The 18,472-nt window shown below is 58.4% G+C and carries 22 protein-coding genes; 13 read left to right on the forward strand and 9 right to left on the reverse strand.

The features are described 5' to 3' along the window. Positions 1 to 8 precede the first annotated feature (8 nt). From rsmG to GRI44_RS10685, 4 genes are all read right to left on the reverse strand, one after another. On the reverse strand, positions 9 to 569 hold the full coding sequence (gene rsmG, locus GRI44_RS10670) for a 16S rRNA (guanine(527)-N(7))-methyltransferase RsmG (protein ID WP_232843112.1): 561 nt from the start codon (positions 567 to 569) through the stop codon (positions 9 to 11). Between the two features lie 56 nt (positions 570 to 625). Then, positions 626 to 2,482 carry a tRNA uridine-5-carboxymethylaminomethyl(34) synthesis enzyme MnmG gene (mnmG, locus tag GRI44_RS10675; protein WP_160601772.1) on the reverse strand — a complete coding sequence of 619 codons (1,857 nt, stop codon included), beginning with the start codon at positions 2,480 to 2,482 and terminating at the stop codon, positions 626 to 628. A 122-nt stretch (positions 2,483 to 2,604) separates the two neighbouring features. Beyond that, positions 2,605 to 3,879 carry a tRNA uridine-5-carboxymethylaminomethyl(34) synthesis GTPase MnmE gene (gene mnmE / locus GRI44_RS10680; protein ID WP_160601773.1) on the reverse strand — a complete coding sequence of 425 codons (1,275 nt, stop codon included), beginning with the start codon at positions 3,877 to 3,879 and terminating at the stop codon, positions 2,605 to 2,607. 29 nt (positions 3,880 to 3,908) lie between these two features. Further along, positions 3,909 to 4,181 (reverse strand): DUF6489 family protein, encoded by a 273-nt coding sequence (locus GRI44_RS10685; RefSeq protein ID WP_160602347.1) that lies wholly within the window; start codon positions 4,179 to 4,181, stop codon positions 3,909 to 3,911. 116 nt (positions 4,182 to 4,297) lie between these two features. Here GRI44_RS10685 and GRI44_RS10690 point away from each other — a divergent pair, with 116 nt between their 5' ends. Genes GRI44_RS10690 through GRI44_RS10700 form a run of 3 tightly spaced genes read left to right on the forward strand, consistent with a single transcriptional unit; the run spans position 4,298 to position 7,006 of the window. Continuing rightward, positions 4,298 to 4,996, forward strand: a complete 699-nt coding sequence (locus GRI44_RS10690; RefSeq protein WP_160601774.1) for a dienelactone hydrolase family protein — start codon at positions 4,298 to 4,300, stop codon at positions 4,994 to 4,996. Positions 4,997 to 5,009: 13 nt separating this feature from the next. After that, complete coding sequence (locus GRI44_RS10695; protein ID WP_160601775.1) at positions 5,010 to 6,611, forward strand: FMN-binding glutamate synthase family protein; 1,602 nt, start codon at positions 5,010 to 5,012, stop codon at positions 6,609 to 6,611. After that, the gene (locus tag GRI44_RS10700; RefSeq protein WP_160601776.1) at positions 6,608 to 7,006 is read left to right on the forward strand and encodes a nuclear transport factor 2 family protein; all 399 of its coding nucleotides are present in this window, start codon (positions 6,608 to 6,610) and stop codon (positions 7,004 to 7,006) included. The genes GRI44_RS10695 and GRI44_RS10700 overlap by 4 nt, the downstream gene beginning before the upstream one ends. A 3-nt stretch (positions 7,007 to 7,009) precedes the next feature. Here the strand turns inward: GRI44_RS10700 and GRI44_RS10705 are convergent, their stop codons facing one another. From GRI44_RS10705 to hemE, 4 genes are all read right to left on the reverse strand, one after another. Further along, positions 7,010 to 7,408 carry a BLUF domain-containing protein gene (locus GRI44_RS10705; protein WP_160601777.1) on the reverse strand — a complete coding sequence of 133 codons (399 nt, stop codon included), beginning with the start codon at positions 7,406 to 7,408 and terminating at the stop codon, positions 7,010 to 7,012. Positions 7,409 to 7,547: 139 nt separating this feature from the next. Next, positions 7,548 to 8,813 (reverse strand): transcription termination factor Rho, encoded by a 1,266-nt coding sequence (rho, locus tag GRI44_RS10710; RefSeq protein WP_160601778.1) that lies wholly within the window; start codon positions 8,811 to 8,813, stop codon positions 7,548 to 7,550. Between the two features lie 170 nt (positions 8,814 to 8,983). Next, a complete protein-coding gene (locus GRI44_RS10715; protein ID WP_160601779.1) occupies positions 8,984 to 9,427 on the reverse strand; it encodes a CopD family protein in 444 nt (147 codons plus the stop codon). A 31-nt stretch (positions 9,428 to 9,458) separates the two neighbouring features. Continuing rightward, on the reverse strand, positions 9,459 to 10,508 hold the full coding sequence (gene hemE / locus GRI44_RS10720; RefSeq protein ID WP_160601780.1) for a uroporphyrinogen decarboxylase: 1,050 nt from the start codon (positions 10,506 to 10,508) through the stop codon (positions 9,459 to 9,461). A 320-nt stretch (positions 10,509 to 10,828) separates the two neighbouring features. Here hemE and GRI44_RS10725 point away from each other — a divergent pair, with 320 nt between their 5' ends. The 10 genes from GRI44_RS10725 (at position 10,829) to GRI44_RS10770 (ending at position 17,464) form a co-directional block, all read left to right on the forward strand. After that, a complete protein-coding gene (locus tag GRI44_RS10725; RefSeq protein ID WP_160601781.1) occupies positions 10,829 to 11,674 on the forward strand; it encodes a pyruvate, water dikinase regulatory protein in 846 nt (281 codons plus the stop codon). A gap of 10 nt (positions 11,675 to 11,684) precedes the next feature. Further along, entirely contained in the window at positions 11,685 to 12,269 is a 585-nt protein-coding gene (locus GRI44_RS10730) for a Maf family protein (protein ID WP_160601782.1), read from the forward strand. Between the two features lie 13 nt (positions 12,270 to 12,282). Next, positions 12,283 to 13,137 carry a shikimate dehydrogenase gene (aroE, locus tag GRI44_RS10735; protein WP_160602348.1) on the forward strand — a complete coding sequence of 285 codons (855 nt, stop codon included), beginning with the start codon at positions 12,283 to 12,285 and terminating at the stop codon, positions 13,135 to 13,137. Next, positions 13,134 to 13,754 (forward strand): dephospho-CoA kinase, encoded by a 621-nt coding sequence (gene coaE, locus GRI44_RS10740; protein WP_160601783.1) that lies wholly within the window; start codon positions 13,134 to 13,136, stop codon positions 13,752 to 13,754. The genes aroE and coaE overlap by 4 nt, the downstream gene beginning before the upstream one ends. A 45-nt stretch (positions 13,755 to 13,799) precedes the next feature. Continuing rightward, positions 13,800 to 14,489, forward strand: coding sequence for a DNA polymerase III subunit epsilon (gene dnaQ, locus GRI44_RS10745; RefSeq protein WP_160601784.1), 690 nt, complete (start codon positions 13,800 to 13,802; stop codon positions 14,487 to 14,489). A 71-nt stretch (positions 14,490 to 14,560) separates the two neighbouring features. Continuing rightward, positions 14,561 to 15,124, forward strand: a complete 564-nt coding sequence (gene hpf / locus GRI44_RS10750) for a ribosome hibernation-promoting factor, HPF/YfiA family (RefSeq protein WP_160601785.1) — start codon at positions 14,561 to 14,563, stop codon at positions 15,122 to 15,124. Positions 15,125 to 15,312: 188 nt separating this feature from the next. Then, on the forward strand, positions 15,313 to 15,786 hold the full coding sequence (locus GRI44_RS10755; RefSeq protein WP_160601786.1) for a PTS sugar transporter subunit IIA: 474 nt from the start codon (positions 15,313 to 15,315) through the stop codon (positions 15,784 to 15,786). Next, positions 15,776 to 16,267: a PaaI family thioesterase gene (locus GRI44_RS10760; RefSeq protein ID WP_160601787.1), complete on the forward strand. Its 492-nt coding sequence runs from the start codon at positions 15,776 to 15,778 to the stop codon at positions 16,265 to 16,267. The genes GRI44_RS10755 and GRI44_RS10760 overlap by 11 nt, the downstream gene beginning before the upstream one ends. Next, entirely contained in the window at positions 16,264 to 16,602 is a 339-nt protein-coding gene (locus GRI44_RS10765) for a DUF1491 family protein (RefSeq protein ID WP_160601788.1), read from the forward strand. The genes GRI44_RS10760 and GRI44_RS10765 overlap by 4 nt, the downstream gene beginning before the upstream one ends. A gap of 202 nt (positions 16,603 to 16,804) precedes the next feature. Beyond that, positions 16,805 to 17,464: a cell wall hydrolase gene (locus GRI44_RS10770; RefSeq protein WP_160601789.1), complete on the forward strand. Its 660-nt coding sequence runs from the start codon at positions 16,805 to 16,807 to the stop codon at positions 17,462 to 17,464. Positions 17,465 to 17,572: 108 nt separating this feature from the next. Here the strand turns inward: GRI44_RS10770 and xth are convergent, their stop codons facing one another. Next, positions 17,573 to 18,346: an exodeoxyribonuclease III gene (xth, locus tag GRI44_RS10775; RefSeq protein ID WP_160601790.1), complete on the reverse strand. Its 774-nt coding sequence runs from the start codon at positions 18,344 to 18,346 to the stop codon at positions 17,573 to 17,575. Between the last annotated feature and the right edge of the window lie 126 nt (positions 18,347 to 18,472).

The raw sequence follows: 18,472 nt of genomic DNA on the forward strand, positions 1-18,472 counted from the left end.
TGAAACCTTCACTTTCTTGCCAGTTTTCCGACGATTATGCCCGAATCGTCGTCGGTTCTGGACTGTTCCACGTGGAACATCTTGCGGTCTTTTACAGACAGCAGTTCCAATTCTTGCGCTGCGGAACGGCCTTTCGGCAATAACCAAAGCGTATCCCTTGTGGAAAATCGCTCTGCAACAGCCATCATGCGGTCGAGTGGCGCGAAGGCTCTGGCGCTGATTATGGCGGCGGGGACTGTCTCAACATTTTCCAATCGGCTGCCGATGACTTCGCAATTGTCCAGTTCAAGCTCATCCCGCATGCGTTCCAGCCACTCGATGCGGCGCTTGCGAGATTCCACCAGATCCACTCTCATCTCAGGCCGCATGATTGCCACGACCAGTCCCGGCAGCCCCGCCCCGGTTCCAAGGTCCAGCCACAAGCCTGTTCCACGTGGAACATATTCAAGCAGCTGCGCGCTATCTGCGATATGTCGCTGCCAGAGTATCGGTATCGTAGCGCTGGCGATGAGGTTTTGCTGTTCGCTCTCAGCGATCAGCGCATCGACAAATTGGTCCAGCTTCTGCATGGCCGTGTCATCGCACAGGCTGGCGACATAGCTTCGCGCCGTTGCTTCATCGGCAATCATGCCATGTGCCTTTCAAGTTTTCTCGCGTGGACCAGCACTGCCGACAAAGCGGCAGGGGTAATGCCAGCCACCCGCCCGGCCTCGGCAAGGTTCGCGGGCCGGGCGGCGGAAAGACGCTCGGTCATTTCGTTGGAAAGTCCGGGCACAGTTGCAAACGGAAAAGCAGACCCCAGACGAACCGATTCGCTGGCCCGCAAATCCCGCAATTCACTGTCCTGGCGGGCAAGATATGGCGCGTACGTCGCATCTTCGGCCAATTCTGCGCCGACCTCATCTGCGGGATCAAGCCCATACGGCAACCATTGTGCAAGCCCATCAAGATCAATGCCCCCGAAGCGCAGCCATTCATGCAGAGGCTTCGTCCCGCTATCCCGGCGCAATGGTAAACCTGCATCTGAAAGATCAGTGGCCGCGACCAGTCGGTCCAGCGCCTTCGCCCATTTGTCTGCCCGATTGCGCCGCTTTGTGAACCATTCCTGCCTGTCTGGTCCAATGCAGCCAGCATCCGTGCCTGCGGGAGTAAGGCGGGAACTCGCATTATTGGCGCGCAGGCGAAGCCTGTATTCTGCGCGCGAAGTCAGCATCCGATAGGGTTCGGTCACTCCGTGCAGGGTCAGATCGTCGATCATTACCGCGATATAGGAATTTGCCCGATCAAGCTTTGCCGGCGCGGTGCCCAGAACATTTGCCGCAGCGTGCATCCCTGCCATCAATCCTTGCGCAGCGGCTTCTTCATATCCAGTCGTGCCATTGATTTGTCCGGCGCAGTAAAGCCCCGGCATGGGTTCCAATTCGAGGCCGCCCGTTAAAGCGCGCGGATCAATGTGATCATATTCGACCGCATAGCCGGGGACTGCCATTTCCACATTCTCAAGGCCGGCCATACTGCGAAGCATATCATGCTGCACATCGGTGGGCAGCGAAGTGCTGATACCGTTCGGGTAGACAAGGTGCGTGCTCAACCCTTCGGGTTCGAGAAACACCTGATGCCCGTCGCGATCAGCAAAGCGGTGGATTTTGTCTTCAATAGACGGACAATAACGCGGCCCTTGTGCACCGATTGCGCCTGAAAACAGCGGCGAGCGGTGCAGGTTCTTACGAATAATGTCGTGGCTGCGCGCATTGGTGCGGGTGATGGCGCAAAACACTTGCGGATTGACCCTGCGCGCTGTGAGCGGAGACATGGTCCACTGGTCCTGATCAGAAGGCTGTTCTTCCAGCACTGACCAGTCAATCGTCCGCCCATCCAGCCGTGGCGGTGTGCCTGTTTTCAGCCGCGCCATCGGCAGTTTCGCTTCACGCAATTGCGCTGCCAGACGCCGGGCGGAATTTTCACCAATCCGCCCGCCTTCGAAGCGTTCCTCACCGCGAAACATCGTTCCACCCAAGAAGGTGCCTGTGCAAAGGATAACGGCCTGTGCATTCAGACGTCTACCATCCGCCAAAGTGACACCAGCGACCCTGCCCGCCTTCAATGTCAATGCCGCAACTTCGCCTTCAATCAGGTGCAGATCGCCCTGATGTTGCATCTGCTGCTGGATTGATGCCTTGAACAAGACCCTGTCCGCCTGAACGCGGGGGCCCCAGACTGCGCTGCCTTTGGAGCGATTGAGCATGCGATAATGGATGGCCGCCGCGTCTGCAGCCTTGCCAATCATCCCGTCGAGCGCATCCACTTCGCGCACCAGATGGCCCTTTCCCAGCCCTCCGATTGCCGGATTGCAGCTCATTGCACCGATAGCATCGAGCTCAAAGTTGATCAGAGCTACACGCGCGCCCATTCGGGCAGCAATCGCTGCTGCTTCGGCGCCGGCGTGGCCTCCTCCCACTACGAGGATTTGAAAATCTTGCATGAGTGGGCGAATAGTGCAGCGCAAACGACTGGTCAAAGGAAGACACGACCGAATGGGCTATGTTTCACGTGGAACGTTGAAACAATTTTCAAAATGCATCGGCAATGTTCCACGTGGAACATCTACTTCCCGATACAAAATCGTCCAAAAAGAGCGTCGAGCATGTCCTCTGTCGAGGTACGCCCGATCAGGCGATCAAATTCGACTCTGATCTGACGGAGACTTTCAGCCGTCAGGAGAAGATCGCCCGCGGGAATTATGGAAAGGATCGACGCGTGCACATTTTCCAATATCCGGTGCTGTCGTTCACTTAACGCAGCCTTCCCCTCACCGGGCATCGCTCCCCGCGCCGTTTCCAAAAGCGCATCGGTAAATTGCGCCATTCCCGCACCGGTTTTTGCTGAGACGCGGTAATCGGCAGTGGGCTTGCGGATGTCACCAGTTTCGTCACATTTGGCTTCTATTTCCCATGCACCCTCTGGCCCCCCACCCTCATTGCCCAGCCACAACACCAGATCGGCGCGCTGTGCTGCGGATTTTGCCCGCGCAATTCCTATCTGTTCAATTGCATCGTCGCTCGAGTCGCGCAGTCCCGCCGTATCCACGAATGTAAATGCGACGCCGCCGATTGCTACAGATCGTTCCAGCACATCTCGGGTCGTGCCTGCCGTTGGCGCGGTAATGGCTGCGTCATCATTGATCAAGCCGTTGAACAGAGTGGATTTGCCGGCATTGGGCGGGCCAGCCAGAACCACCCTGTATCCCTCCTTCAGCACCCTTGATGGCGGCCGCGATAGCCAGCTTTCCAAAGCTGATCGCAAATGGTCAAGCATGCTGGTGAAAGATGGGGGAAGCGCAGCTGCATCTTCCTCGTCCGAAAAATCGAGCACGGCTTCCACTTGTGCCGACAGATGCAGGACCTGTTCGCGCCAGGCTTCGATTTCGCGCGAAAGAGCGCCCCCGGCCATTGCCATGGCGGAACGCCGCTGCATTTCCGTTTCCGCCTCAAGTAAATCGGCCAGCCCTTCCGATTCCGCCAGATCAATCCTGCCGTTCAGGAAAGCACGCCGCGTAAATTCGCCCGCTTCTGCACGGCGCAGCCCGTCCAGCGTTGCGAGTTCGCTTTCCACTGCGGCCACGACTGCCCTGCCGCCGTGCAGATGCAGCTCTGCCACATCTTCGCCAGTGGCAGTGGCAGGGCCAGGCAGCCACAGCACCATCGCATGATCAAGTTCATCACCTGACGAACTGCGCAGTTTGCGCGCAGTTGCGCGGCGGGGCGCTGGCATTGCGCCCACCAGCGATGCCAACGCGGTGCCAGCAGATGGCCCGCTAATGCGCACCACGGCAATACCGGCCGGAGGACTGCCGCTCGAAAGAGCAAAGATTGTTTTCATTTCAAGAGTTTGCCGAGATTTCGGAAGTGTCAGTCGTTTTTCTTGGTGCCGGCTTTGCCTGCTGTTCCCCCGCTTGCCGCGTTGAGGCTGCCTTCCACGAAGTTCTGGAAAAGCTTCATTCCCATTTGGCCCATGGGTGCCAGATGTTTTGCGTAATCCTGCAATTGTTCAGGGTTGCTTACACCTTTCATCGCCTTGGTAATGGTGTCGATGTAGATATCATTCGCCTTGCCCACATCGGGCAGGCCCATGAAACTGCGCGCTTCTTCTGGTGTGCAATCTATTTCGACATGGACCTTCATGGCGCTTTCTCCGTTAGATAATGACATCAACATGCCTGCTACCCCACTTGGGTTTGGCAAAGCGTGCGTGCAAGCGTTAAGCCGCCTTAAAACACATTCGCGAGGATTAGACCAACATGACCGAGATTGTCAGCATCCCTACCCTGTCCGGCGATGGCAGCTTCAACGCCTATGTTGCGCGCCCTGCGGGTGAGGCAAAGGCAGCCATTCTGGTGATCCAGGAAATTTTCGGGGTGAATGCCGGCATCCGCCGCAAATGCGACAAATGGGCAGAGGCAGGCTATCTCGCGGTGGCGCCAGATCTGTTTTACAGGATCGAAAGCGGGATCGAGCTGGATCCCGATGTTGAGCCGGAAATGGCCCGCGCCATGGAATTGTTCGGCCAGTATAAGCCTGATGAAGGCATCTGCGACATCGAAGCAACCATTCGCTGGATCAGGAACGAAGCGGGCGTCGAAAAAGTCGGCGCGGTGGGATACTGCCTTGGCGGAAAGCTTGCTTATATGACCGCGGCACGCACCGATATTGATGCAAGTGTCGGATATTACGGCGTGATGATCGACCAGATGCTGCATGAAGCCAAGGCAATCGCACATCCCCTGATGCTGCATATCCCCACAGCCGATCATTTCGTGAATGCCGCTGCACAGCGCGCCATGCACGATGCGCTTGATAACCATCCCAAGGTGACACTGCATGATTATGCAGGGCTGGACCATGGTTTTGCCACCGAACATGGCGATCGGCGGGATGAAGACGGAGCAACGCTGGCTGACAGCCGCACCGAGGCGTTTTTCAAGCAGCATCTGGCATAAGACCAGACCTGTGATGCAAGCTTTCGCACCGCGCTATTCCATCCCTTTCATGCTGCTAGTCCTGACCGTAGCAGCCGCCTTGTGGCCGCCGTTGCGATGGGCGCTGCTGGGTCTGGTGCCCATGCTGCTGGTTGCGTTGTGGGATTTTGCGCAGGCCAGCCACGCCTTGCGCCGAAACTATCCACTGGTCGCACGAATCCGCTGGATCATGGAGGATCTGCGCCCTTTCGCCCAGGCCTACATCGTCGAGGATGATCTGGAAGGCCGACCTTTCAGCCATCAGGAACGTGCCCTTGTCTATGCCCGCGCCAAGGGGGAGCTCGATTCGCACCCGATGGGCACCGAACTCAATGTCTATTCGGATGAATATGAATGGTTGAGCCATTCCATCGTGCCCAATGATCATGCCCCGCAATGGTGGCGCGTCAATGTGGGCGGTGCCGATACGGCCAAGCCTTATTCTTCCGCCTTGCTGAATATCTCCGCGATGAGTTTCGGGTCGCTTTCGGCCCGCGCAATCGAGGCGTTGAATGCAGGCGCGCGCATGGGCAATTTTGCCCATAATACCGGGGAAGGCAGCATCAGCCGCTATCATCGCGGACCGGGCGGCGATCTTATCTGGGAAATCGGCAGCGGCTATTTTGGCTGCCGCACCGATCAAGGCGGCTTTGACGCGGGCGAATTCGCCGAAAATGCGCAGGATGATCAGGTCAAGATGATCGAGATCAAACTGAGCCAGGGTGCCAAACCGGGCCATGGCGGCGTGTTGCCCGGCCGCAAGGTGACGCAGGAAATTGCCGAAGCGCGCGGCATCACGCAAGGCGAAGATTGCGTTTCGCCCGCGGCCCATTCCACCTTTTCTACGCCTGTTCAACTGATGGAATGGGTGGCACAGCTGCGTGATCTTTCGGGTGGCAAGCCTGTCGGCATGAAATTATGCGTCGGCAAACCGCATGAAGTTTTCGCGCTGGCCAAAGCGATGCTGGCAACGGGTATTACCCCGGATTTCATCACGATTGATGGCGCCGAAGGCGGGACCGGCGCTGCCCCGCTGGAACTGTCCAATTCGGTCGGCATGCCCATGCGCGAAGGGCTGATCATGATGCGCAATGCGCTGGTGGGCGCCGGTTTGAAGGACGGGGCAGCACACGGTGTCAAACTTGCCGCATCAGGCAAAATCCATTCCGGCGCGCAAATGGCCAAGGCCTTCGCATTGGGCGCAGACTGGTGCAACGCAGCGCGGCCATTCATGTTCTCGCTGGGCTGTGTGCAATCCATGAATTGTCACACCGGCGAATGCCCGACCGGCGTTGCCACGCAGGAACCGTGGCGGCAAAAAGGGCTGATCGTGGAAGACAAAGCCCCCCGCGTGGCCCGTTTCCAGCGCCAGACTGTCGCCAGCCTGCGCGAAATCGTGGTGGCGATGGGGCTGGATAACCCATGGGAAATCGGCCCGCATGATATGAGAGAACGGCTGAACGGCGCCAAATCCAACGCGATTGATGCCATTTACACCTTTGTCCAGCCAGGCCAGTTGCTGCATGATGCATCCGGTACATCGCTCGGCCTGCACTGGCACGCGGCCAGCGCAGACACTTTCAGGAGAATGGCATGACCACCCATGATGCATTGGCCCGGTGGCACACAATCGCCGCGCAAGGCAGCCCGCGCGCCGCGCTGGAACAGATCATTGCCGAAAATGCCGTGTTCCATTCCCCCGTGGTCCACACACCGCAGCGCGGCCGCGCGCTGGTGGTTGCCTATCTGTCAGCAGCCGGACAAGTGCTGGGCAATGACAGTTTCACCTATGTCCGCGAAGTGGTGGACGGAAACAATGCCGTGCTGGAATTCACTGCCGAAATCGGCGGTATCTTCGTCAATGGCATCGACATGATCGAATTTGATGATGCCGGCCAGATCGTGGATTTCAAGGTGATGGTAAGGCCGATGAAGGCGATGAACAAATTATGGGAAATGATGGCTGAACAACTGGTCCGCAACCATTCCTGATGTCTAGGCCAAAGCGGCCGACTGCTCGATAAAACTGCGGATTTTTCGCTGCATGGTGAGAGGAAGATTGGCTGGCAATACTTTGCCCAATCGTTCTGCAGCGTCGTTACCTGACAAAACAATGCGCTTCATCGTCCAGTTTGGGCAATAGCGGCGGTCTGTTGCGCGGTCGTCCAGCCGCCGGATATTGCAATGGCGCGGATCGCGCGCCAGACGCTCCATCAACGCGTCGAGGTTTTCCTGTTCGCCTTCCACAAGCTGGAGAAATTTCTGCCCGTCAAAAACCAGGAAACCGGTGATGCCATTGCGGCCATTATTGCGCGATGACGCTTCCAGCAGATTGACCATGTCTAATTGCTGGAAGCCTTCGCTGGCGGCACTGGTGTAGAGATATTGGCGCATGGCCAATATTTGCCAAAAAATACTTAAAGCATGATTAAGCAAGGCGTTACACACAAACCCTGCACCCTCCATTAAGCGTGTTTGCCCGCCCCGCCCATGTCAGTGATGAACTGACGAAGCGGAGCGGGCAGAATTCTGCTTACTGGTTCATAGTGGCGAAGAAATCTTCGTTGGTCTTGGAATCCTTCATCTTGTCGAGCAGGAATTCCATGGAATCGATTGTGCCCATCTGCATGAGGATCCGGCGCAGGACCCACATCTTCGACAGCTTGTCCTTTTCGACCAGCAGTTCTTCCTTGCGCGTGCCGGATTTGCCCACATCCAACGCCGGGAAGATGCGCTTGTCCGCAACCTTGCGGTCAAGCACGATTTCCGAGTTGCCGGTGCCCTTGAATTCTTCAAAGATCACTTCGTCCATCCGGCTGCCGGTATCGATCAGCGCAGTGGCAATAATCGACAGCGAACCGCCTTCCTCGATATTACGGGCTGCACCGAAGAACCGTTTCGGGCGCTGCAATGCGTTGGCATCCACGCCGCCGGTCAGCACCTTGCCGGAACTGGGGACGACGGTGTTGTAGGCACGGCCAAGGCGGGTGATGGAATCCAGCAGGATCACTACATCGCGCTTGTGTTCGACAAGGCGCTTGGCCTTTTCGATCACCATTTCAGCAACCTGCACATGGCGCTGCGCGGGTTCGTCGAAGGTGGAGGAAATCACCTCGCCCTTCACACTGCGCTGCATGTCGGTCACTTCTTCCGGCCGTTCGTCCACAAGCAGCACCAGCAGGAACACTTCGGGATGGTTGTCCGTGATCGCCTTGGCAATATTCTGCAGCAGCACGGTCTTACCCGTGCGCGGCGGCGCCACGATCAGGGCGCGCTGGCCTTTGCCCTGCGGCGAGATGATGTCGATCACCCGCGCGCTCTTGTCCGTCACGGTCGGGTCGAGCGTGTCGAGGTTGAGCTTTTCATCAGGATAGAGCGGGGTCAGATTGTCAAAATTGGTGCGCAGACGCACTTGGTCGGGATCTTCGAAATTGACCGTCGCCAGGCTGGTGAGCGCAAAATAGCGCTCGCCTTCCTTGGGCGCGCGGATTTCGCCTTCCACCGTATCGCCGGTGCGCAGGCCCCATTTGCGGATCTGGTTGGGCGACACGTAAATATCGTCCGGACCAGCAAGATAATTGGCTTCGGGGCTGCGCAAAAAGCCGAAGCCATCCTGCAGCACTTCAATGGTGCCGATACCCATGATCTGGTCGGTATATTCTTCGTCTTCCGCCAATTCGCGCAGGATGCAGAACATCAGATCCTGCCGGCGCATGGTGGAGGCGCCCTCGACGCCCAGTTCTTCGGCCATGCTGACAAGCTCGGCCGGGGGTTTCTGTTTCAAATCTCTGAGATGCATAAATAAAGTCCAAAAAAATGGAAAAATGGCCGGCAGGTCATTGGGGCTTGGAGAAAGCAGACCCGGTGCCCGCAGCAGCGGAACATCAGCCGGAATGGAAATTCAGATACGCCGCTGCGCACCATGCGTCAATTCGGTTTACACGCAGTCCGGCGCGGTAATCACACTTGTCAGAACGGTTTGACAACCACCAGCACCACGATGATGGCCGCAGCAATGCCGGGCACTTCGTTGAGCAGCCGCAATTTCTTGCCGGTAAGCAGGCGCTCCCCCCGGGCCAGTTTTTTGGCATAGGCGGACAGATAGCCGTGATAGCCCGACAACAGCAGTACCAGCAGCAATTTGGCGTGGAACCAGCCCTGCTGCAACGCCCCGATGGAACCGGCCAGCGCCAGCCCCAGCAGCCACACGGCAATGATGGAGGGCAGCAGGATGATTTTCAGCAGCTTGTTTTCGCGGTCTGTCCACACGGCATCTTCGGCAGAACCTTGCGGCGCTTCCTGGTGATAGACGAAAAACCGCGGCAGCATGAACAGGCCCGCCATCCAGAATATGACAAAAATGATATGACCGGCCTTGAGCCAGAGATAGGTCATGGAAAGCACATCCTGCATGCAAGAAACCTAGGAACCGAAGAGGGTTTCGTCACCCCCTCCAGCTGCGAACTTTTTCGATCAGCCGTTCGACATGGGCAATCGGCGTGAACTGCCCGATCCCATGGCCCAGGTTAAAGACATGCGGGCGGCCGGCAAAACTGCGCAGGATATGGTCGGCCTGCGCATCCAGCGCATCGCCCCCTGCCAGCAGCAGCAGCGGATCGATATTGCCCTGCACCGGCATTCCGGCAGGCAATTCGCGTGCGGCCCATACAGGATCGATAGTTTCATCAATGCCCAGCGCATCCACCCCGGTTTCCTGCGCATAGGCAGGCAGTTTTTCGCCCGAACCTTTAGGAAATCCGATGATCGGCACATCGGGATAGCGCGCCTTTACCGCCGCAACGATGGCGGCATTGGGCGCAATCACCCAGCGTTCAAACTGCGCCGGTGCCAGGCTGCCGGCCCAGCTGTCGAACAATTGCACCGCTTCTGCGCCGGCATCGATCTGCCCCGCCAGATATTCGATCGTCACGCCGACAATCGCATCGATGATCTGCTGGAAAGCCGCCGGATCGCGGTAGGCCATGGCGCGGGTATCATGCTGGTCGCGGCTGCCCTCGCCGTTCACCATATAGGTCGCCACGGTCCACGGACTGCCGGCAAAGCCCAGCAAGGTGGTCTCAGGGCCCAGCAGCGCCTTCACCTTGGCGACGGTGCGGTAAATAGCCTCAAGACGCTCTGGCACGGCTTGCAGGCCTTCCAGCGGCGATGCGAGCGGCGAAGATCGCGGCGCATCCAGCAAGCGGGGTGACAGGCGCGGACCTTCACCGACCAGGAATTCCAGTGTCTGACCCATCGCATGGGGGACGATCAGAATGTCCGAAAACAGGATCGCCCCGTCAAAGCCGAACCGGCGGATGGGCTGAATGGTCACCTCGGCTGCGGCATCGCTGTCATAGACGAGGTCCAGAAACCCGCCTTTTTCCGCGCGCAGGGCACGGTATTCAGGCAGATAACGGCCAGCCTGGCGCATGAGCCACAAGGGTATCTGGTCAGCACGGTTTCCGCGCAGGGTTTCGATCAAAAGACCGGGCATCGAAGGAGTCCAATCAAAATAATATAGTATTTAATAAGGATTGTAGGAGTCTGTTGGCCCTGTGGATATCGGGGACATCTGCGTTCTGCCCGATTTGTCCCAGCTTGAACAGGCTTGTCAGCTTTGCGAATCCCGATGGCTTCGCGTCAAGCAATGTTTATCCCCACTGTCCCCAGCCTGTTCAAAACCATGTTCGCCTGTCCACAAAGCCGGTTGGAAATGGCCGGTAGTGGGTATGGAATCAGTGGTGTAACTTGTCGCCAGCTTTATCCCGTGGTTTATGCCAATTCTTGTCCACAGCCATCAAGACCCCTTTATCCATGAGCCGACTCCACCTTCATCTGGTGTCAGATTCCACGGGCGAAACGCTCGAAATGGTCGCCAAGGCCGCCCTCGCCCAGTTCGAGGATGCCGAAATCGTGCGCCACTTCTGGCCCATGGTCCGTTCGCGCCAGCATCTGGACCGGATTGTGCCTGATCTGGCGGATAATCCCGGCCTGGTCCTGTTTACTCTGGTCAATCCTGAAACCCGCGCCCGGCTGGAAGACCATTGCCGCCAGCTGGGCCTGCCTGCCGTTCCTGCGCTGGATGCCGTCACAGAAGCGCTGGAAAACCAGCTGGGGCAGGAAGCCCATGGCCGCCCCGGGCGCCAGCATATCATGGACGAGGCCTATTTCGCGCGCGTCGATGCCATTCATTACACCATTGCCCATGATGATGGCATTGGCTGGGAAAACTGGGAAGAAGCGGATATTGTGCTGGCAGGCGTGTCGCGCTGTTCCAAAACACCGACCAGCATCTATCTGGCCAATCGCGGGTTCAAGACCGCCAATATCCCGCTGGTGGTGGAAAGCCCCCCGCCCAAGGCGCTGTACGGGTTGCGCCACCCGCTGGTGGTGGGGCTGACAACCGCCCCCGAACGGCTGGTGCAGATCCGCCGCAACCGGCTTCTCAGCCTCAATGAAGCGACCGAGACCGCTTATGTGGATAGTGAACGGGTGCGCGAGGAAATCCAGTTCGCGCGGCGCATGTTTGCCGATAATGGCTGGCCAGTCATTGATGTGACGCGCCGTTCCATCGAAGAAACGGCCGCAGCCGTGATCAAGCTGTATAATGAACGCGACAAGCGGGAAACCGAACCGCACATCGGCACCAATCCGATATGATCGCCGGCAAATGATTATTCTGGCATCCAAATCCGCCTCGCGCGCCGCCATGCTGGATGCAGCGGGGGTGGCCTATGAAGCCGTGCCCGCCAATGTGGACGAACGCGGGATCGAAGCGGGCCTGGCTGGCCAGTCGTGCGAAGACATCGCCCTTGCCCTGGCCAAGGCCAAGGCAGCAGCGTTGACCAATGCCTATCCCGGCACGCTTGTCCTGGGCAGCGATTCGCTGGTGAGCGTGGCCGGACAACGTTTCGACAAGCCGGCAAACCGCGCTGCTGCAGCCGAGCATCTGCGCTATTTTTCCGGCAAGACCATGCATCTTCACAGCGCGGGGGCCCTTGCCCGCGATGATGCGATTGTGTGGCAGCATGCCGCGCTGGCCACCTTGCAGGTGCGGGCGTTGTCGGACGAATTCATCCACGCCTATCTCGATGCAGAATGGCCAGAGGTGTCCCACTGCGTCGGTGTTTTCAGGATTGAGGCAATGGGTGTACAATTGTTCGATGCGGTGGATGGCGATCAGTTTACCGTTCTTGGCATGCCGCTGCTGCCGCTGCTTGGTGCGCTGAGGGATGCAGGGGAACTGCGTGCATGACGATGGTGAATTCATGACCCTTCTTGCCCATGTCATTGGCGATCCTGTGGCACAGTCCAAATCTCCTGCGATCCATAATTTCTGGGCGGGAAAACTCGGCCTTGATGCGCATTACACCGCGCAGGGCGTGGCGACAGACGGTCTTGCAGACTATCTTGCCCGGTCGCGCCAGAACACGGACTGGCGCGGCTGTAATGTGACCATGCCGCACAAACAGGCCATCATTCCGCTGCTGGACCGGCTTGACCCGGTGGCACAGGCGATTGGCGCGGTGAACACCGTGGTGCGCGGCCCCGATGGCGCCCTGTCGGGCTATAATACGGACGCCGCCGGTTTTCTCGAACCGCTGGCGGATGATTTGGGCCGCAGCCATCTGTTCCGCATGGCGCGGGTTATCGGCACTGGCGGCGCAGCACGGGCAATCGTCGCGTCACTGGCGCAGCACGGGATGGTGGTGGTTCTGGCCGCGCGCAATCCGGACAAGGCGCGCGTGTTGCTGGATGAACTGGCTCCGGGGGCCGACCATCATGTGGCTCCGCTCGGTCATTTTGCACAGGCAACCGATTTTGCTTTTGATGACCGCGAAGGCTGTCTTGATCTGGTGGTCAATGCCAGCCCTTTGGGCATGCGCGGCCAGCCCCCGCTTGAATTTCATTTCAGCCATGCCCCGCCCGGCTCGATCGCTTATGATATTGTGACAGACCCGGTTGAAACAGAATTTCTGGCACAAGCACGCGCCGCAGGGTTTCGCACCGTGGATGGCCTGTCGATGCTGATCGGTCAGGCCGCTGCGGCATTTTCCCTGTTTTTCGGCATGGAGCCGCCGCGCCAGCATGATGCCGAATTGCGCGAAAGGCTGCGGGCATGACAAAGCCGCTTATCTTGGGGCTGACAGGGTCCATCGGCATGGGCAAATCCACCGTGGCCAGAATGTTCATGGATGCAGGCGTGCCGGTCTTTGATGCAGATGCCGCAGTGCATGTGCTGCAGGGCCGCGATGGGGCGTTACTGCCCGCAATCGAGGCGGAATTTCCCGGAACGACCAGTGCTGCGGGGGTGGACCGGGTAAAGCTGGGGGAATTAGTCTTTGGCGATCCTGCCGCACTGGAACGGCTGGAAGCCATCGTGCATCCCGCCGTTGCCACCATGCGGCAGGAATTTCTGCTGGGCCATGCAGATGCGCCCGTGGTGATGTTCGATATTCCGCTGTTGTTCGAGAAAAACGGCCAGGACCGGGTCGATCAGGTGGTGGTCGTGTCCGCCCCTGCTGACGCACAGCGAGAGCGGGTGCTGAAGCGCCCCGGCATGACGCCGGAAAAATTTGCCCACATTCTGTCATTGCAGGTGCCCGACGCGGAAAAACGCGCCCGCGCCGATCATGTCATTGATACAGGCGGCACCCTTGCCCGCACAGAAGCCGCGGTTGCCGTGCTGGCGGACCGGCTGAAACAGCAGGCCAAAGACAATGCAGCGCGCTTAAAATGACCGCACCCCTTGCACAGCGGCGCAGACGGTCCGATAGTATAGAGAATGCGTGAAGTTGTTTTCGATACCGAAACGACCGGTCTGGACCCCAGAACGGGGGATCGTATGGTCGAAATCGGCTGCGTCGAGATGGTCAACCGTGTGGCCACCGGCAGCAGTTACCATGCCTATTACAATCCCCAGCGCGATATGCCGGCAGGGGCAGAGGTTGTTCACGGCCTATCTGCGGCCTTTCTGGCTGACAAGCCGCTGTTTGCCGACATTGCCGCTGACCTGATTGAATTTATCGGCGATGCGCCGCTGGTGGCGCATAATGCCAGCTTCGATTTTGGCTTTCTCAATGCCGAACTGGCGATTGCCAGCATGGAACCTGTGTGCCTGACGCGGATGGTGGACACTGTGGCCATTGCGCGCAAGAAACATCCCGGCGCCAAACTGTCGCTGGATGCGCTGTGCAGCCGCTACGGCGTGGATCGCAGCCACCGGGTCAAGCATGGCGCGCTGCTGGATGCCGAATTGCTGGCGCAGGTCTATGTCGAATTGACCGGCGGCCGCCAGATCGGGCTGGAACTGGCGAACGAGGGGGCGGCATCTGCCAATGTGCTTGAAATTCGCGCCCGAACGCCCGTTTCGCAAGACCGGCGGGAGCCCCGCCCCCATTCGGCAAGGCCTGAGGAACTTCTGCGTCATCACGAGTTTATGAAAGGGATAAAGTCGCCGCTCTGGGGCGAATGAACACTTAAAAATCCAACCGGGTCGGCCAGATCCGCATCTGGGCGCCCCCTATAACAAAAAGAGGTATTTCAATGGATATTCGCGTTTCAGGCCACCAGGTGGAAACAGGTGCAGCGCTGCAGGATCACACAGCAGAGCGCCTGAACTCGATTGTTGAGAAATATTTCAATCGCGCCCTGTCCTCCCATGTCACTTTTGGCAAAGCGCCTGCCGGTGCTTTCAGCTGCGATATTGTGACCCATGTCATGCAAGGGTTCATCGTCAAAAGTCATGGCGAAGCGCAGGATGCCCATCTCGCGCTTGATCAGGCAGCAACCAAGATCGACACCCAGCTGCGCCGCTATAAACGCCGCCTCAATGACCGGCATGAACAATCCGCCCATGCGTCGCGCGAGGAAGAAGCTGCCTACCGCATTTTCGCGCCCCAGGAAGTGGATGTGGAAGAAGCCGCCGATGCACCGCTGATTGTGGCAGAAACAAAGGTCGATATTCCTGAAAGCAGCGTGGCTGATGCCGTCATGATGCTGGACCTGCGCGATACCAATGCCATGTTCTTCAAAAATGCTGGAACCGGCCGCCATAATATGGTCTATCGCCGCAACGACGGATCGATCGGCTGGGTCGAACCGCATTGATGGCCTGCTTTGCTGCCCGATAGAGTGGTGGTTTTGCGGCCTTCCGCCAGATCATTCATCCAGGCACTGCCTGCCCCCGCTATCGGGACGGCAGGCAGTTTCGGGCCACAACTTTGCTGCAGCCATCAATTGTGCTGGAGCCCACAACTCCGCCGGAGCACGGTCGTAAGACAGACGTAATTCAACTTATGAACGCAAATTTCAAACTCCTTCCCGAAGCTGTCGCCATCGTGGGCGCCGCCGACAAGGCGCAGATTCTGGCCCTGCTGGCGGAGCGGCTGGCCGCAGCCTATGGGCTTGACCGTGATGAAGTGCTGGAAGGGCTGGAAGAACGTGAGAAGCTGGGCAGCACGGGTTTTGGCAGCGGTGTGGCAATCCCGCACGCGCGGATTGACGGGCTGAAGCGCCCTGTTGCCGCATTGCTCAAGCTCGAAACATCGGTGAATTTTGATTCTGCTGACGGGATGCCGGTTGATCTGGTCATTGGCCTGTTATCGCCCAGCAATGCCGGTGTGGCGCATCTTCATGCACTGGCGGCCATTTCGCGCATGGTCCGCGATGAAGCGACTTATGAGTCGCTGGCAGGCGCCACTGATGTGGAAGCCCTGAACGCCTTGCTGACCAATCTTTCAGGCAGCGGGATAGACCGCGATGCGGCCTGACGATAGTTCTGCCAGCCACGAGGCGCCCGGCGCCAGCCTGCATTACCGCGCGCTGGAACGCCTGTATGGGTCTGCGCCGGTCAACAGATTGTTCGCCTCCACACTGCAGATCGAAGGCGAAGGCCGCTCAAGGCTGATGTTCGACGTGACAGAGGCGTGTTACCATGCCGCTGGCGCCGCGCATGGCACGATTTATTTCAAAATGCTGGATGATGCCGCGTTTTATGCGGCCAATACGCTGGTGACTGACCGGTTCTTGCTGACGACATCGTTCAACCTCCATTTTACCAAGCCGGTCCGCGCAGGACGGGTCATAGCAGAAGGCCGCTGGATCAGCGGGCGGCGCAGGGTTTATGTCGCCGAAGCGCGCCTAATTGATGAAGAAGGCGATGAAATTGGCCGCGGCACTGGCACCTTCATGCGCTCGCATATCCTGTTGTCGGGCCTGGCCGGCTATAGTCCGGGCAGCGAGACTGCATGAGCGATGCGCGCCTTCCGGCCCATGTCGAGGTTTCGGCGCTGATTCGGGCAGTGCAGGCAAATGGCGGTTACGCAGCAGTTCTGGCCAAGGGTGAGCGAGACGCTGGTACCATCCTTGTATTAACCATCGACAGACACCGAAACGGGGCCCTTTACGAAAGAATGCCCCAGCCGGACGGATCGCGTAATTTCGTCGTAACAAAAAAGCAAACACCTGACAATAAACAGGAATTTGACGAATATCTTGACCGGCGCAAGCGTCAGGATAGCGATATCTGGATCATCGAGGCGGATATCGCAGATGCAGAACGGTTCATCGATTCCCTCAACGGTTAAGTTGACTTAGTCTCAAATGTAACTATTTGGCCCGCCAGCTACCGAGTGCGTAGGCGGTCGTGGAGGACATGGGGTCATCCAGACAGGCACGCAGACGGGTGGCGGCCGGCAGGCTTGAAATCGGACCAAATCCTAAATCGCAAATAACGCGAACAGGTCCCACCTGCGTCTGTGCTCGTCAACCGCCGTAACGAACGAGATTATGAGTCGTAAGACCAATATTGCATCTTTGTCGGCAATCGCCGCAACACTGACAGTAACCATAGCCAGCGCCGTAAGTTCCGGCGCATTTGCCCAGCAGGGCGAAATTCACGAAATCAGCAACCAGTCTCTGACCGAAGAAACCGTCCCGGTGTTCGTGGCAGAAGAAGTGGTTCAACCCATTACAGAGCAGGTAGCCGACGACATCGCGGCTGATGCCAAGGCGAATGCCGTGCCGCAGGCCGCTTCGCTCAACGCGCTGGTTTCCAGCGTTACCACGCCCGCCAGCCTGTCCAGCGAAATGGAATGTCTGGCAGGGGCAATCTATTTTGAATCGCGCGGCGAACCTGTAGCCGGCCAGCTGGCTGTCGCTCAGGTTATCGTCAATCGCGCAGAATCCGGCCAGTTTCCCGAAAGCTATTGCGGCGTCGTCTTCCAGCGCTCGCAATTTTCCTTCGTGAAGGGCGGCGCCATGCCCAGCATCAAACGCGGATCATCCGCGTGGAAACGCGCCAAGGCTGTTGCCCGCATCGCGCATGAAGGTCTGTGGGACAGTCAGGCCGCCGATTCGCTGTATTTCCATGCGAAATATGTGCGCCCGTCATGGAGCCGCAAGAAAGTGGCCCGCGCCACCATCAACACCCATATTTTCTACCGCTGATTTTGCGCCGATATTTTCGGGCCGTTGATTTAGGGCCGATGATTTAGGGCCGGGAATTATCGCAAAGTGATCAAACCCCCTTCCGCAATGGGAGGGGGCTTTTTCGCGTCAGTCCCGTACTTCAAACCATACCGGAGCATGGTCGCTGGCTTTCTCCCGCCCGCGATGGTCCTTGTCCACCCCGGCGCCCACCAGCCTGTCAGCCAGTTCAGGCGACAACAGCATATGGTCGATGCGGAAGCCATGATCGCGCTGCCACGCACCTGCCTGATAATCCCAATAGGTCCACACCCCGCCCCGCGGGTTGAGAGTGTCCAGCGCGTCGGTCCACCCGTCTGCCAGCAGCCGCGCATAGGCATCGCGTGATGCTGGCTGCATCAGGGCGTCACTTGCCATGGCCTTGGGCGACCAGACGTCCTTGTCTTCGGGGATAACGTTGAAATCGCCGACCACAGCGCAGGACAGTTCCAGCGACCAGAGATGCTGCATACGGCTGCGCAGCCGCTCCATCCATGCCAGCTTGTAATCAAATTTAGGGCCGGGCTGCGGGTTACCATTGGGCAGGTAGATGCACACAACGCGCACCCCAGCCACATCCGCTTCCAGATAACGCGCCTGTTCGTCTTCGGGCGCGCCGGGCAGGCCGCGCTGCATTTCCACCGGTTTTACCCCGTCTGCCAGGATGGCAACGCCGTTAAACCCCTTCTGGCCATGCCAGATTGCCTGATAGCCGATTTTCTCGAATTCTTCGGCGGGAAAGCCTTCGTCCTGGCTTTTCACTTCCTGCAGGCACGCAACCTTAGGCCGTGTTTCCTGCAGCCATTCAAGCAGGCGGGGAAGGCGTGCCTTGACGCCGTTGATATTGTAGCTGGAAATTTTCATGGCCGCAGCCTTAGCGCGGACCTGCGCGCAACGTCCATCATGACCTGCATATCAGGAAAGGCCGATCACACTGGTACTTCAGCCGGGCAGATCACACTGGCACTTCAGCTTGGCCCTTCAAACCGG

Source organism: Allopontixanthobacter confluentis (genome assembly GCF_009827615.1).
Classification (GTDB): Bacteria; Pseudomonadota; Alphaproteobacteria; order Sphingomonadales; family Sphingomonadaceae; genus Allopontixanthobacter; species Allopontixanthobacter confluentis.